A 15,053-nucleotide genomic window follows, 5' to 3' on the forward strand; every position below is an offset into this window, starting at 1 on the left:
GCCGGACCCGGGGACGGCGACGTCTCCGCTGTTCAGGCCGGGTGCGGCCGACTGTGGGTCGACCGCGGGCCGACCGGCCGGAGAGCGGCGGGTCAGGCCCGGTCGACCCGGATGTCAGCAGGCCGGCGGGGTGGCGGGTCAGATGAGGAACCCGGCGGGGAACGGGTCACGAGGGTCGAGGAAGTACTGGGCGGTGCCGGTGACCCACGCCCGCCCGGTGATGGCGGGGACCACCGCGGGCAGGCCCGCCACCTCCGTCTCCCCGACGAGCCGCCCGACGAACCGGGTGCCGATGAACGACTCGTTCACGAAATCGGTGTCCATCCGGAGCTCGCCCCTGGCGTGCAGCTGGGCCATCCTGGCACTGGTGCCGGTGCCGCAGGGCGAGCGGTCGAACCAGCCGGGATGGATCGCCATCGCGTGCCGGGAGTGCCTGGCGTCGGAGCCCGGCGCCGTGAACTGCACGTGATGGCAGCCCCTGATACCGGGGGCCAGCGGATGCACCGGCTCGTCCTGCTCGTTGATCGCCCCCATGACGGCCAGCCCCGCGTCGAGGATCCGCTGGCCGTGCGAGCGCTCGAACGGCAGGCCCACGGACTCGATCGGCAGGATCGCGTAGTAGTTACCGCCGTAGGCGAGGTCGTAGGCGACCTCGCCGATGCCGGGCACCTTGACGACACGGTCCAGCCCCGCGCTGAAGGAGGGCACGTTGGTGACGGTCACCTCGGTGGCGGCCCCGTCCTCGACCCTGACCTCGGCGACGACCAGCCCGGCCGGGGTGTCCAGCCTGATGGTGGTGACCGGCTCGGTGACCTCCACCATCCCGGTCTCGACGAGGACCGTGGCGACGCCGATGGTGCCGTGCCCGCACATGGGCAGGCAGCCCGACACCTCGATGTAGAGCACGCCGTAGTCGGCGTCGGGCCGGGTGGGCGGCTGCAGGATGGCCCCGCTCATCGCCGAGTGGCCGCGGGGCTCGTACATGAGCAGGGTCCGCAGGTGGTCCATCTCGGCCAGGAAGTGCTCGCGCCGCTCGGCCATGGTCGCGCCGGGGATCACCCCCACACCCCCGGTGATCACCCGGGTGGGCATGCCCTCGGTGTGGGAGTCCACCGCGTGGAAGACCCTCTTCGTCCTCATCGACTCTCCTCGCGAGAAAGGGAAAACAGGACCGGCCTACCGCAGGCCCTCGGCCAGGGCCTTCTCGGTGGCCGCGCGGACCGCGGCCTCCTGCTCGCCGGGGAGCCCGAGCCTGGGCGGGCGGCACGGGCCGCCGTGGCGTCCGGCCAGGTCCATGGAGAGCTTGATGGCCTGTACGAACACCGGTTTGGAGTCCCAGCGGAGCAGCGGGTGCAGCGCGCGGTAGAGCGGCAGCGCGGTGGCCGTGTCCCCGGCGGCGGCCGCCCGGTAGAGGGCGACCGTCGAGGCGGGCAGCGCGTTGGGGAAACCGGCCACCCAGCCGACCGCTCCGGCGGTGACCAGTTCGAGCAGCACGTCGTCGGCTCCGGCCAGCACGTCCAGCCCCGGGGCCAGCTCGGCGATCTCGTAGATCCGGCGGACGTCGCCGCTGAACTCCTTGACGCCCGCGATCAGGCCCTCGGAGTGCAGGGCGGCCAGCAGGCGTGGGGTGAGGTCGACCCGGGTGTCGAAGGGGTTGTTGTAGGCCACCACCGGCAGACCGGCCCTGGCCACCTCGCGGTAGTGCTCCAGCACCGTCCTGTCGTCGGCGCGGTAGGCGTTCGGCGGGAGCAGCATCACCGCGCGGCACCCGGCCTCACCGGCCTGCTCGGCCCAGCGGCGGGCCTCCAGGGCGCCGTAGGCCGCGACGCCCGGCATGACGCGGTCGCCGCCGACGGCCGCGACCGCGGTCTCCACCACCGAGGCCCGCTCCCGGGAGTCCAGCGTCTGGTACTCCCCCAGCGACCCGTTCGGCACCACGCCGTCACAGCCGGAGGCGACCAGCCACCGGCAGTGCTCGGCGTAGCCGTCCAGATCGACCGAGAGATCCGCGCGCAGGGGCAGCGCGGTGGCCACCGTCACGCCGTGCCAGGGTTTCACCCGGGTCGCCATGCTTCATCCTTTCGAGGGGGTACGGAGCCGGAGGGCTTCGGCCCGTCCGGGAAGGTCGGGGTCCGCGCGGCGAGGTCGCCGAGCCTGACGGGCTGGGCGATCGGGCGCCGGGGCGGCGCCGGATCCTCACCGACGAGGCAGGCGACCGCGTGGCCGCACATCCGGCCCTGGCACCACCCCATCCCCGGGCGCGCCAGCAGCTTGACCGAGCGCGCGTCGACGGCGCCCATCGCCTGGGCCTCGCGTATCGCCGACAGGGGCACCTCCTCGCAGCGGCACACCAGCGTGTCGTCGCGGAGCCAGTCCTGCCAGCCCGGCCGTAGCGGGTAGGCGCCCTGCAGCGCTCGCGCGAAGGCGGCGAGCCGGTCCCTGCGCCGGGACAGGGCGGGGTCGGGCGGCGTGGGGCGGCCCAGGTCGGCGGCCGCGGCCCGGCCCGCGATCCGGCCCTCCACCTCGGCGAGCGCGGCCCCGCCGACACCGGTGGCCTCCCCCGCCGCGTAGACGCCGGGCACGCTGGTGCGCATGCCCGCGTCCACCGCGACGACCGGGCCACCGTCGGGACCACCGTCGGGGTCGCGGCGGGTGGCGCAGTCCAGTTGGAGGGGCAGGTCGAGCTGGGGGACGAAACCGTAGCCGCAGGCGAGGGTGTCGCACTCGACGGTTCTCGTCGAGAGCGGCCGCCAGGCGGGGTCCAGGCTCGCCACGGTGACGTGGGTCAGCGCGGTCTCACCGTGCGCGGCGATCACCGCCTCGCGGCCGCGGTAGGGCACCCGGTGGCGGGCCAGACGCGCCACGTACCCGAGGGCCTCCGCCGCCCGACCGGCGGCGAGCAGCGGATGCCTGGCGAGCCCGAACCTGCGGTTGGCCTCGTGCACGCCGAGCACCCGGGCCCCCGCGTCCGCCAGGCCCGCGGCGACCGGAAGCAGGAAGGGCCCGGTGCCCGCGACCACGACCCTGCGGCCCGCGAGGACCAGATCACCCTTGAGCAGTGCCTGCGCACCACCCGCGGTGAGCACGCCCGGCAGGTCCCAGCCGGGGAACGGCAGCGGCCTGTCGTGGGCGCCGGTGGCGACCAGCAGCCCGCGCGCGGTCACCGTACGGGGCCGTTCCTCGCGGTCTCCCTCCAGGCAGCGCACGGTGATCACCCCGTCCGCGCGCTCGACGGCCCAGACCCGCGTGCTCAGCAGCACCTCGGCGCGCTCGCGGAGCGTCTCCCACTGGCGGGTGAACCGGTCGAGGCCGTGGTGGAGCGCGCCGGGCCTGGCGGCGTGGAACCCCTCGGCGGGATGCCGGAAGTACTGGCCGCCCGGTCGCCCGGACCCGTCGACCAGCACGACGTCCAGCCCGGCCAGGGCGGCGGTGAGCGCGCCCGCGACCCCGGCGGGACCCGCGCCGACGACGGCCAGGTCGTGGATCCGTGTCATCGGCCGCTCACCGCTCCCCTCCGGAACCGGGAACGTCCCGCGCCGGAGCGTCTCCGGTGGTGACCAGGTCTCCCGGGCGGGCCTCGGTCAGGCAGGCCCGCAGGGAGGAGACCCCGTTCACCGTGACCAGACAGTCGAAGCAGACCCCGATGCCGCAGAACAACCCTCGTGGGCGCCCGCCGAACCTGGTGGTGCGCCACGATCGGATGCCCGCACCGTGCATGGCGGCGCCGACACTCTGGCCGGGGACCACCGCGACGGGAGCGCCGTCCACACTGATCTCGAACTCCGGCTCGGGCCGTGCCCGCACCAGGCGGTACGGCCCGCTCATCGGACACCTGGCGTCATGGCGCCTCCTGCGGGAAACGGTCCGGTCTGAAGGGGGCGAGGTCCAGGTCGGGGTCGAGGCCGGCCAGCAGCCGGGCGATCAGGTGGCCGGTGGCCGGGGCCAGGCCGATGCCCGCACCCTCGTGGCCGCAGGCGTGGTAGAGCCCTGGGACCCGGGGATCCTCGCCGATCACCGGCAGGTGGTCGGGGCAGTAGGGACGGAAACCGCAGTAGGCCCGGATCACCCGGTACGCCGCCAGGGCGGGGAACAGCTCGACGGCCTGGCGGGCGAGGCGTTCGAGCACCGGAACGGAGATCGTGCGGTCGAAGCCGACCCGCTCGCGGCTGGCGCCGATGAGCACCGGCCCCGACGGGGTGCTCTCCACGACGGCGGACGTCTCCAGCCCCTCCGAGTCGCTGGCCACCGCGGTGACGTAGCCGGCGGTGTAGACCTTGTGCCTGATGAGCGGCCCGGCGAGCGGCTCGGTGACCAGGATGAAACCGCGCCTGGGCAGGATGGGCACGCGCACCCCGGCCAGCGCGGCGATCTCGCCGCCCCAGGTGCCCGCAGCGTTGACGACGGCTCCGGCGAGAATGTCGCCGCAGGAGGTGGTGACACCGGTGACCCGGTCGCCGTCGCGCAGGAAGCCGGTCACCGTGACCCCGGTGCGCAGCATCAGGGCGCCGTGCCCGAACCGTTCCGCGCCCCGCCGGATGAGCCTGGCCGCCGCCAGCATCGGCTGCACCTGGGCGTCGTGCGGGTAGAACACGCCGCCGGCGAGCCCTTTCGCCAGGTGGGGCTCGTAGTCACCGAGCTCCCCGGCGGCGACGGCGACGCACTCGACGCCCTGCTCGCCCGCCAGGCCGGTGAGCGCCTCAAGCACCTCGTCCGTCTCGGCGACCACCAGGCCGCCCTTGGCCTCGAACTCGAACCCACCGTCGGGCCCACCGTCGGGCCCGTCGGCGGGCCCGTCGGCGGCCAGGTCACGCCAGAGCCGGTTGGAGAGCAGCGCCAGGTCGAGTTCGGGGCCCGGTCCCTTGTCGGAGACCAGCACGTTGCCCTCGCCCGCGCCCGTCGTACCGCCCGCCACCGCCCCCCGGTCGACGACCACCACGTCCAGTCCCGCGCGGGCGGCGTAGTAGGCGCAGGCGGCGCCGACGACCCCGGCGCCGACGACCACGACGTCCGGCATGACTCACCTCGCTCCCGGGCTCGTCAGTAATATGTCACATACCTTTTTATGGATCAATGCATCGGACCGGACGTCCCGGGCCGGCAACCGGCTCAGCCCCCCTACCCGTAGACCCGTGGGGCACGCCGTCCGAGGTGAGATGTCCCACACCGGCAGCCGGCGGCGGCCCCCTGCCCGAGACGCCGGGGAGACGCGAAACGACCGGGGCGAAAGCCTCCGCACCGGCCCCGGCGCCAGGGGTCCGCGGCGGGACCGCCCCCCTCGCCGCCTAGCATGTGAGCCGTGAAGCACCTCCTTGACCAGACCCGTCTGCAGACCGCGAAACTGACCTGGATCGTGGGGCCGCCGACCTTCCGCACCCTGCGCCGCTGGGCGCTGGCGTCGGTGGCGGTCAACGTCGGGATCACGGTGACGGGTGCCGCGGTGCGGGTCACCGGCTCCGGCCTGGGCTGTCCCACCTGGCCCAGGTGTACGCCGGACAGCTTCATCCCGGTGGCCCACGACGACATCTCGCCGATCAACATGGCGATCGAGTTCGGCAACCGGCTGCTGACCTTCCTGGTGCTGGCCGTCGGCCTGGCCTGCCTGCTCGCCGCCCTGCGGCTGCTGCCCCGCCGCCCCGATCTGGTCAGGCTGGCCTGGCTGCAGCCGATCGGCGTGGCCGTGCAGGGACTCTGGGGCGGCCTGGTCGTGCGCAGCGCGCTCAACCCGGTCACCGTGAGCGTGCACTTCCTGGTCTCCATCGGCATGATCGCCGCGGCGTACGCGCTGTACGCCCGGGCCGGCGAGGGCGCGGGCCCGCCGCGCCTCCTGGTCAACCGGCACATCCGCACACTCGGTTTCGCGCTCGTCGCCGCCGTGTTCGTCCTGCTCGTCGTGGGCGTGGTGGTGACCGGCACCGGGCCGCACTCCGGGGACGCGATGGCCTCCCGGTTCGACTTCGACATCGAGACCGTGGCGAGGATCCACGCCGACGTCGCCTACGTGGTGGTCGGCCTCACCTTCGCGCTGGCGTTCGCACTGCACATCACCGACGCGCCCGGGCACGCCCGGCGGGCCGCCTGGACGCTGCTCGGCGTGGAGGCGGCCCAGGGCGGAATCGGATACGTCCAGTACTTCCTGGGCGTGCCCGCGGCCCTGGTCAACCTCCACGTGCTCGGCTCGGCCCTGGTCTGGGTCTGCGCGCTGCGGGTGGTGTTCACGATGCGCTCGTGCGGCCCGGCGGGCGCGACGGCCGCCGAGAGCGCGGACGAACTCGACCGGGTCCCGGCCTGACCGCCGGCCCCGCTCCCGCCGGAAAAGCCCGCGACGGCCGCGTTCGACTCGGCCGGCACCTGACCGCGACAATGGCCGGATGCCGCTGTCGCGAAGGTTCTTCCGGCTCTCCTACCAGGGCGCGGTGCTGCTGAGCGTCCTGGCCGTCGCACCGCTGACCTGGGCCTGGCTGGCCAGCTCCGGACACCGGGTGGTCGCGGACTCCTCACCCGGCTGGATGGCCGGGGTTCCCGAGGCGCCGGTGGCGCTGGTGCTGGGGGCGGCCGCCTTCGGGGGCACCCCTTCCCCGATGCTGGCCAGACGGCTGGACATCTCCGCCGAGCTGTACCGGGCCGGCAAGGTCAGGGCGATCCTGCTGTCGGGCGACAACGGGCGGATCGAGTACGACGAGCCGACCGTGATGCGCGACTACCTGCTCGCCCGTGGGATACCGGCCAGGGCGCTCGTCCTCGACTACGCCGGTTTCGACACCTGGGACTCGTGCGTGCGCGCCCGCGCCGTGTTCGGCGCCACCCGCCTCACCGTGGTCACCCAGCTCTTCCACCTGCCCAGGGCCGTCACCCTGTGCCGTACGGCGGGTCTGGAGACCTTCGGCGTGGGCGACGACTCCTCCCGGCGGTGGGCCTCCACCTACGCCTACGCGGCCCGCGAGTTCGCCGCCGCCGCCAAGGGCCTCCTCGACGCCGTGGTCCTCGACTCCGCTCCCGTCTTCCCCGGGCCGCGCGAGACCTCCCTGGAGGCCGCGCTTCAGTCGGGGTGAGCGCCACGCCCGGGGGACGGACGCCCCTGGGCGGCCCCGGGGTGCCCCGGGGTTCCGGGGGCACCGCCCCACGGATACGGCGAGCCGCCAGACGGCCGGGCCCCGGGCCCGTACCCCGGCGGGACGTTGCCGCCGCCGGGGGGCTGCGGCGGTGGCGGCGGCTGCGGGGGAAACTGGGCGCGGGAGGCGGCCATGCACTCCAGCAGCGCCCGCTGCTCCTCGTTGAACGTACGCTCGTCGATCACGTGCCCCCTGGCCCGCTCGTGGAGCAGGCCCAGCTCGGTGGCCGCGAGCTGGTAGTCGCTCATCGCCCGCAGGCCCGTCCTGCCGCCGTTGTCCCTGGCCCACTGCCTGGCGTGGCGGCGCCCCGGCAGGGAGGAGAGCATCGCGACGTCGTACGAGGAGACCAGCCCCGTCGCCCAGTAGGCGGGCAGGTAGGTCTGGATGAGCCCGATGATCCGCTTGCGGTCGCGGAAGATGATCCAGATCAGCACGAACAGCACGATCATCAGCAACAGGTAGGCGATGGCCAGGCCGGCGAAGCCGACGTAGGAGGCGAAGCCATTCCAGATGCCGTGCAGCAGCATCGCGCCGATCCACCCGGCGGCGATGACGAAGATCCGGCCGGGCCCCCGGCGCTGCGCCGCGTAGGCTACCGCGACACCGATCATGGAGGTGAACAGCGGGTGGGCGAACGGCGAGAGGACGCCGCGCAGCACGACGGTCACCGCCAGGCCCTGCGCGCCCATGTCGTCGAGCGCGGCCACGTAGTAGCTGACGTTCTCGCTCATGGCGAAGCCGAGGCCGACCATGCTGGCGTAGATGATGCCGTCGGTCGGCCCGTCGAGCTCCGCGCGCCTGAACCTGAGCAGGCCCAGCAGCACCAGGCCCTTCATCGTCTCCTCGACCACCGGGGCGCCGAACGTGGCGGCGATGTTGCGCGCGTAGTCGTAGCCGAGCCCGGCGGCGTTCTCGATGTAGACCAGGCCGAGGGAGTTGACGATCCCGGCGACCAGGACCGCCACGCCCGCCCCCCAGGCGAACGCGAAGATCAGGTTGCCTCGCGGCTCGGGCTCGATCCGGTCGAGCGCCAGCACCGCGGCCAGCAGCACGGGAACGGGCGCCAGCGCGAGGATCAGGGCGATGAAGAAGTAGACGGGGTCGCCGTTCAGCACGTCGAAGGAGAGCGACACCAGGCCGCACAGTCCCGTCAGGACGAGTCCGGTGATCAGCGCGAGCGACGGGCGGTCCCTGAGCACCCACCGGGGGTCACGGCTGGCCATGAGGTAACCGTAACCGTTGACTTCCACCCCACGAATCAAACCGGCATATCCCAGCGCGAAGGTCCACGGCCGGCGCCTGACGGCCGGCGCCCCGCCCCCCGGATACGGAGACCAGACCGAACGCTGGAACGATCCCGGGGCCGGAGCGCTGATCCGGCTCCCGAGGTTTTCCGACGACCATGAGCTGCCCTCCCCACGACCAGGCCCGACCCGGGCCGGCCAAGAAAACGTGTTCCCCACCCGGGAGACGTCTCCCCCTCGAACGAGACGCGGAAACGGGCATGTGGCAGGAGAGCGTACCTGTGAGAGGGCTCAGACGAACATCGAGTCGATGGCGACGGCGAGGAAGAGCAGCGCCAGGTAGGCGTTGGACCAGTGGAAGAAGCGCATCGGGCGCAGATCGACCCCGGTCTTGCCCGCGTTGACCCGGCCGAGGAGGCGGTGGACCTCCCACAGGCAGGCGGCACCGAGGACGGCGGCCACGACGGGGTAGAGCAGGGTGGTCCCGGCCACCGGCCACAGCAGCAGCGAGCAGAGCACCGTCGCCCAGGTGTAGACGATGCTCTCCAGCACCACCCGGCGCTCGGTGGCGACCACCGGGAGCATGGGGACCTTCGCCGCGGCGTAGTCCTCCTTGTAGCGCATGGCGAGGGTCCAGGTGTGCGGAGGCGTCCAGAAGAACACCACGCCGAAGAGCACCACGGGGGCCCAGTCGAGGCTGCCGGTGACGCCGGCCCAGCCGATCAGCACCGGCATGCAGCCCGCGATACCCCCCCACACCACGTTCTGCGGGGTCCGCCGCTTGAGGATCATCGAGTAGACGAGCACGTAGAAAAGGTTCGCGGCCAGCGACAGTCCGGCGGCGAGCCAGTTCACGGTCAGCCCGAGGCCGAGGGTCGACAGCGCCCCGAGAATGACCCCGAAGATCAGCGCGTTGGTCGGCGGCACCATGTCGCGGGCGAGCGGGCGACGCCGGGTGCGGCGCATGGCCGCGTCGATGTCACGGTCGATGTAGCAGTTCAGGGCGTTCGCACTGCCCGCCGACAGGGTGCCGAACACCAGGGTGTTGACGGCGATCCACAGCGGTGGCAGGCCCTTGGCCGCCAGGAACATCACCGGCAGCGTCGTGATCAGCAGCAGCTCGATGATCCGCGGCTTCGTGAGGGCGACATAGGCCTTCACGACGTCGCCGAAGGAGCGAGGCACGACGCCTGCGGTCGTGTCCGCCTCGGGCAGGACCGTCGATTGCTTGTCGGTGAGCACCATCTAAGGCGCTTCCAGCACGTGCGGGGTCAACGCGTAACCTCTGATTAGAGCGGATCCGTGAATGCGGGCACCAGCCAGCCTTGAGGACTCACTGTAGTTGCAGGGGAGGCCGGTCCCGGCACGGGGTGCGGAAGCGGCGCGAGGCGACACCCGCCGTGCCGGGAAAACGCGCCGATCGCCGATCCGACGGAACCGCCCCGGACCGACCTACGCCACGTTGACGTCCTCTCCGGCAGGAACGCCGAAGATCCCTGCCATACCGCCTGCGCGACATCTCGGTGGGTTCCTGTTTCACAGCCGAGCGCCTGGATGAGTTCAGGTCTTCTCTCAGCTCCGCAGGCGTTCAACGTCTCCGCCCGCCCGGCGGCGACCCGAGCACTGTACTGGATTTCGCCCTGATCGACAGCGAAACACGGAAGGGCAAGGCACGCTTGCGCCCTGGCAGGCACTTTCTCGCAAACCTTCCCCACCGCGAAGCTCGAAGCGCTGGCCCGTACTCAGCTAACGCGGCCGAAACCGTTAGGGTCCAATGTGGGCGGGAAATACCAGACCGGCGCCACCATCACACTATTAGATCCGGAGACCGAGCAGTTGAGCAGCGAACTCGTGCCAGCCCTTGAATGGAGCGACCTGGACCGCCGCGCGGTCGATGTCGTGCGGGCCCTGGCCATGGATGCGGTAGAGAAGGCGGGCTCGGGCCACCCGGGCACCGCGATGAGCCTGGCGCCCGCCGCGTACCTGCTGTTCCAGCAGGTGATGCGGCATGATCCGTCAGACCCCTCCTGGGTGGGCCGTGACCGGTTCGTCCTTTCGGCCGGCCACACCAGCCTGACCCTCTACATCCAGCTCTACCTGTCGGGCTACGGCCTGAGCCTGGACGACCTCAAGGCTCTGCGCCAGTGGGAGAGCCTGACCCCCGGCCACCCCGAGCACGGCCACACCGTCGGCGTCGAGACCACCACGGGGCCGCTGGGTCAGGGGCTGGGCAACGCGGTCGGCATGGCCATGGCCGCCCGCCGCGAGCGCGGCCTGTTCGACCCGGACGCGGCGCGGGGCGCGAGCCCGTTCGACCACCACATCTGGTGCATCGCCTCCGAGGGGGACATCGAGGAGGGCGTCAGCCACGAGGTCAGCGCCCTCGCGGGCCACCAGAGGCTGGGCAACCTGACCGTCGTCTTCGACAGCAACCACATCTCGATCGAGGACGACACCCAGATCGCGCTGAGCGAGGACGTGGTCAAGCGCTACGAGGCGTACGGCTGGCACACCCAGACCGTCGACTGGACGCAGACCGGCGACTACGTCGAGGACGTCGAGGCGCTGCACCAGGCGCTGGAGGCCGCCCGCGCCGAGACCGGCAGGCCGTCGTTCATCCGGCTGCGCACGATCATCGGCTGGCCCGCCCCCAACAAGAAGAACACCGGCAAGATCCACGGCTCGGCGCTGGGCGCCGACGAGGTCGCCGCCACCAAGAAGGTCCTGGGCCTTGACGAGGCCAAGAGCTTCGACGTTCCCGCCGAGGTCCTGGAGCACGCCCGCGGGGTCGTCGAGCGCGGCCGCGCCGCGCGGACCGAGTGGGACAAGCTCTACCAGAGCTGGCGCGAGGCCAACCCCGAGCGCGCCGCCGAGTTCGACCGCATCTCCGTGCGGCAGCTCCCCGCCGGCTGGAGCGAGGCACTGCCGGTCTTCGAGGTCGGCTCCTCCGTCGCCACCCGCAAGGCCTCCGGCGAGGTGCTCAACAGCCTCGCGCCGGTGCTGCCCGAGCTGTGGGGCGGCTCGGCCGACCTGGCCGAGTCCAACAACACCACGATGAAGGGCGAGCCGTCCTTCATCCCCGAGGAGTTCCAGACCAGGGACTTCCCCGGCAACCCCTACGGCCGCACGCTGCACTTCGGCATCCGCGAGCACGGCATGGGGGCGATCCTCAACGGCATCGCGCTGCACAACGGCACCCGCCCCTACGGCGGCACGTTCCTGGTCTTCAGCGACTACATGCGCCCGGCCGTGCGGCTGGCGGCGCTGATGAAGCTACCGGTCACCTACGTGTGGACGCACGACTCCATCGGCCTGGGCGAGGACGGCCCGACGCACCAGCCCGTCGAGCACCTGTGGGCGCTGCGCGCCATCCCCGGCCTCGACGTGGTCCGCCCCGCCGACGCCAACGAGACCGCCGCCGCCTGGCAGGTCGTGCTCGAGCACAACGACCGCCCGGCCGCGCTGGCGCTGACCCGCCAGAACCTGCCGGTCTACGAGGGCACCCGCGACGCGACGAAGGTCGCCCGCGGCGGCTACATCCTGCGGGAGGCCTCCAACGGGCAGCCCGCGGTGGTCCTGATCGGCACCGGCTCCGAGGTCGAGCTGGCCGTCGAGGCCCGCGAGATCCTGGAGGCGGAGGGCATCGCCACCCGGGTCGTGTCGATGCCGTGTGTGGAGTGGTTCCACGCCCAGGACACGGCCTACCGGCAGACGGTGCTGCCCTCCTCGGTCCGCGCGCGCGTGGCGGTGGAGGCGGGAATCTCGCTGGGCTGGCGGGAGTTCGTGGGAGATGAGGGGGAAGTGGTCAGCCTGGAGCACTTCGGTGCCTCGGCCCCCTACAAGACCCTCTACGAGCAGTTCGGCCTGACCGCCGAGCGCGTGGTCGCCGCAGCCAAGGCGAGCCTCGCCAAGACCGGAGCCGACAAGGGCGAGACGACGGGAAACTGATCATGAGTGAGATCCTGAGGAAACTCTCCGCGCAGGGCGTCTCCATCTGGCTGGACGACATCAGCCGCGAGCGCCTGCGCACCGGCAATCTCCAGTCGCTGATCCGCGACCGGCAGGTGGTCGGCGTCACCTCCAACCCGACGATCTTCGCCTCCGCGCTGAGCAAGGGCGACGCCTACGACACCCAGCTGCACGACCTGAAGATCCGCGGCGTCGACGTCGAGGAGGCGGTGCGCTCCATCACCACCTACGACATCCGCTGGGCCGCCGACGTGCTGCGCCCCGTCTACGACGCCACCGGCACCGTGGACGGCCGGGTGTCGATCGAGGTCGACCCGCGCCTGGCCCGGGAGACGGAGAAGACCGTCGCCGAGGCGCGCGCGCTGTGGTGGCTGGTCGACCGGCCCAACCTGTTCATCAAGATCCCGGCCACCGTCGAGGGCCTGCCCGCGATCACCCGGGCGATCTCCGAGGGCATCAGCGTCAACGTCACGCTGATCTTCTCCCTGGAGCGCTACCGCGCCGTGATGAACGCCTGGCTGAGCGGCCTTGAGCAGGCCAAGGCCAAGGGCCTCGACCTGTCGGGCATCGAGTCGGTGGCCTCGTTCTTCGTCAGCCGGCTGGACGGCGAGATCGACAAGCGCCTGGACAAGATCGGCACCCCCGAGGCCCTGGCGCTGAAGGGCAAGGCCGCGCTCGCCAACGCCCGGCTGGCCTTCGCCGCCTTCGAGGAGGTCGTCGACTCCCCGCGCTGGCAGGCGCTGGCCCTGGCCGGAGCCCGGCCGCAGCGCCCCCTGTGGGCCTCCACCGGCACCAAGAACCCCGACTACCCGGACACCCTCTACGTCGACGGGCTGGTCACCTCCGGCATCGTCAACACGATGCCGGAGAAGACCCTCGAGGCGACGGCCGACCATGGCAGGATCACCGGTGACACGGTCCGTCCCTCCTACGAGGAGGCCTGGAACACCATGGCCGCGCTCAAGGAGATCGGCATCGACTACGACGACGTCGTGAGGTTCCTGGAAGAGGACGGCGTGGACAAGTTCGAGGCCTCCTGGACCGAGCTGCTGGCGACCGTCGCCGCCGAGCTGAAGAAGGCATGAGGGAACACATGTCAGTGTCCGTGACGTTCGGTGAGGACGACCTCACCGAACAGGCCTCGGAGACGGCCGGCCGGCTCGTCTCCGAGGGGGTCCCCCAGTCCCTGGCCGCCGGCGACCCCACGCTGTGGGGCCCGGAGGCCGCGCCCGAGGCGGCCGTCCGGCTCGGCTGGCTCAACCTCCCGCTGACGAGCAGGCCGCTGCTCGGTGAGATCGGCGAGCTGGTGGAGTGGGCCCGTGCCGAGGGCCTGGACCACGTGGTCCTGGCGGGCATGGGCGGCTCCTCCCTCGCTCCCGAGGTCATCACCGGCTCCGCCGACGTACCGCTGACCGTGCTCGACACCACCGACCCCGGCCAGGTGCGCCGCGCGCTGGAGGACCGGCTGGAGAGCACGCTGCTGGTCGTCGCCAGCAAGAGCGGCGGCACCGTCGAGACCGACAGCCACCGGCGGATCTACGAGAAGGCCTTCCGAGACGCCGGGATCGACCCGGCGAGAAGGATCGTCGTCATCACCGACCCGGGCTCGCCGCTGGAGCTCAGCGCCCGCGAGGCGGGCTACCGGGTGGTTCTGGCCGACCCCAACGTGGGCGGCCGCTACAGCGCCCTGACGGCGTTCGGGCTGGTGCCCAGCGCGCTGGCGGGCGCCGACGTCGAGCGGCTGCTCGACGACGCCGCCGAGGTGCTGCCGCTGCTGTCGCGCTCGGAGGGCAACCCCGGCCTCGACCTGGGCGCCGCCCTGGGAGCCGCCGCGGTGGCCGGGCGCGACAAGCTCGTGATCGAGGACGGCCTTTCGGAGATCAGCGGCCTGCCCGACTGGATCGAGCAGCTGATCGCCGAGTCCACCGGCAAGTCCGGCAGGGGCATCCTGCCCGTCGTGGGCGCCGACCCCGGCGACGCCGACGACGAGCTGCTCGCCGGGATCGACACCGACGGTGTGGTGACCGTCGCCGGCCCGCTGGGCGCGCAGTTCCTCGTCTGGGAGTACGCCACGGCCGTCGCCGGGCGCGTCCTGGGCATCGACCCGTTCAACCAGCCGAACGTGGCCGAGTCCAAGGAGAACACCGCCAAGCTGCTCGACCGGAGCGAGCTGCCGGTCGGCACCCCGATCCTCGTCGACGGCCCGGTGGAGGTCCACGGCGAGCTGCCGCCGGGCATGGAGGCCCCCAAGAACCTGTCCGACGTGCTCACCGGGCTGCTGGAGGCGATCCCCTCCGACGGCTACCTCGCGGTGATGGCCTACCTCGACAGGGAGGCGGCCTTCGACGCCCCGTACCCCGAGGGCGCCTCGTTCGAGGAGATGACGGACGTGTGGAGCGCGGCCGACCCGGCCACGCTCCGCGGGATGCTCGCGGTCCGCACCGAGCGGCCGGTCACCTTCGGGTGGGGACCCCGCTTCCTGCACTCCACCGGCCAGTACCACAAGGGCGGCCCGCAGAACGGGGTGTTCCTGCAGATCACCGGGGCCGTCGAGAACGACCTGGAGGTTCCCGGCAAGCCTTACACCCTGGGCCGCCTCCAGCTCGCCCAGGCGCTGGGCGACCTGGGCGCCCTGGCCAGCCGGGGCCGCCCCGCCGTGCGACTGCACCTGACCGACCGCGCCGCCGGTGTCGCGCACCTGCTCGCCGCCTCACGGGAGGTCTGATGGGTC

At 72.3% G+C, this 15,053-nt stretch carries 12 protein-coding genes; 5 read left to right on the forward strand and 7 right to left on the reverse strand.

What is annotated here, in order from left to right; translation table 11 throughout:
* Positions 1–138: 138 nt before the first annotated feature.
* From ACFQVD_RS14025 to ACFQVD_RS14045, 5 genes are read right to left on the reverse strand one after another with little or no spacing between them, the layout of a single operon-like run.
* Complete coding sequence (locus ACFQVD_RS14025; RefSeq protein WP_343981626.1) at positions 139–1,140, reverse strand: proline racemase family protein; 1,002 nt, start codon at positions 1,138–1,140, stop codon at positions 139–141.
* 36 nt (positions 1,141–1,176) lie between these two features.
* Positions 1,177–2,070, reverse strand: coding sequence for a dihydrodipicolinate synthase family protein (locus ACFQVD_RS14030; protein ID WP_343981629.1), 894 nt, complete (start codon positions 2,068–2,070; stop codon positions 1,177–1,179).
* On the reverse strand, positions 2,055–3,494 hold the full coding sequence (locus tag ACFQVD_RS14035) for an FAD/NAD(P)-binding oxidoreductase (protein ID WP_364151374.1): 1,440 nt from the start codon (positions 3,492–3,494) through the stop codon (positions 2,055–2,057). Before ACFQVD_RS14035 ends, ACFQVD_RS14030 begins: the two co-directional genes overlap by 16 nt.
* Before the next feature lie 7 nt (positions 3,495–3,501).
* Positions 3,502–3,825, reverse strand: coding sequence for a (2Fe-2S)-binding protein (locus ACFQVD_RS14040; protein ID WP_343973751.1), 324 nt, complete (start codon positions 3,823–3,825; stop codon positions 3,502–3,504).
* A 13-nt stretch (positions 3,826–3,838) separates the two neighbouring features.
* Positions 3,839–5,014 (reverse strand): NAD(P)/FAD-dependent oxidoreductase, encoded by a 1,176-nt coding sequence (locus tag ACFQVD_RS14045; RefSeq protein WP_343973748.1) that lies wholly within the window; start codon positions 5,012–5,014, stop codon positions 3,839–3,841.
* 282 nt (positions 5,015–5,296) lie between these two features.
* On the opposite strand from ACFQVD_RS14045, the gene ACFQVD_RS14050 reads away from it, so the two are divergent.
* Together ACFQVD_RS14050 and ACFQVD_RS14055 are read left to right on the forward strand one after the other, a co-directional pair.
* Complete coding sequence (locus ACFQVD_RS14050; RefSeq protein ID WP_343973745.1) at positions 5,297–6,289, forward strand: COX15/CtaA family protein; 993 nt, start codon at positions 5,297–5,299, stop codon at positions 6,287–6,289.
* A 79-nt stretch (positions 6,290–6,368) separates the two neighbouring features.
* A complete protein-coding gene (locus ACFQVD_RS14055) occupies positions 6,369–7,049 on the forward strand; it encodes a SanA/YdcF family protein (RefSeq protein WP_343973741.1) in 681 nt (226 codons plus the stop codon).
* Here ACFQVD_RS14055 and ACFQVD_RS14060 read toward each other — a convergent pair.
* Positions 7,037–8,332: a PrsW family intramembrane metalloprotease gene (locus ACFQVD_RS14060; protein ID WP_343973738.1), complete on the reverse strand. Its 1,296-nt coding sequence runs from the start codon at positions 8,330–8,332 to the stop codon at positions 7,037–7,039. The two genes, ACFQVD_RS14055 and ACFQVD_RS14060, sit on opposite strands and share 13 nt — an antisense overlap.
* Positions 8,333–8,644: 312 nt before the next feature.
* Positions 8,645–9,598 (reverse strand): heme o synthase, encoded by a 954-nt coding sequence (locus tag ACFQVD_RS14065; RefSeq protein ID WP_343973735.1) that lies wholly within the window; start codon positions 9,596–9,598, stop codon positions 8,645–8,647.
* A gap of 606 nt (positions 9,599–10,204) precedes the next feature.
* Here ACFQVD_RS14065 and tkt point away from each other — a divergent pair.
* From tkt to ACFQVD_RS14080, 3 genes are read left to right on the forward strand one after another with little or no spacing between them, the layout of a single operon-like run.
* Positions 10,205–12,301, forward strand: coding sequence for a transketolase (tkt, locus tag ACFQVD_RS14070; protein ID WP_343973732.1), 2,097 nt, complete (start codon positions 10,205–10,207; stop codon positions 12,299–12,301).
* 2 nt (positions 12,302–12,303) lie between these two features.
* Positions 12,304–13,407: a transaldolase gene (gene tal / locus ACFQVD_RS14075; protein ID WP_343973729.1), complete on the forward strand. Its 1,104-nt coding sequence runs from the start codon at positions 12,304–12,306 to the stop codon at positions 13,405–13,407.
* An 8-nt stretch (positions 13,408–13,415) separates the two neighbouring features.
* Positions 13,416–15,047 carry a glucose-6-phosphate isomerase gene (locus ACFQVD_RS14080; RefSeq protein WP_364151356.1) on the forward strand — a complete coding sequence of 544 codons (1,632 nt, stop codon included), beginning with the start codon at positions 13,416–13,418 and terminating at the stop codon, positions 15,045–15,047.
* Positions 15,048–15,053 lie beyond the last annotated feature (6 nt).

The sequence above is a fragment of the Streptosporangium amethystogenes subsp. fukuiense genome, assembly GCF_042665875.1.
In the GTDB taxonomy this organism is placed as follows: Bacteria; Actinomycetota; Actinomycetes; order Streptosporangiales; family Streptosporangiaceae; genus Streptosporangium; species Streptosporangium fukuiense.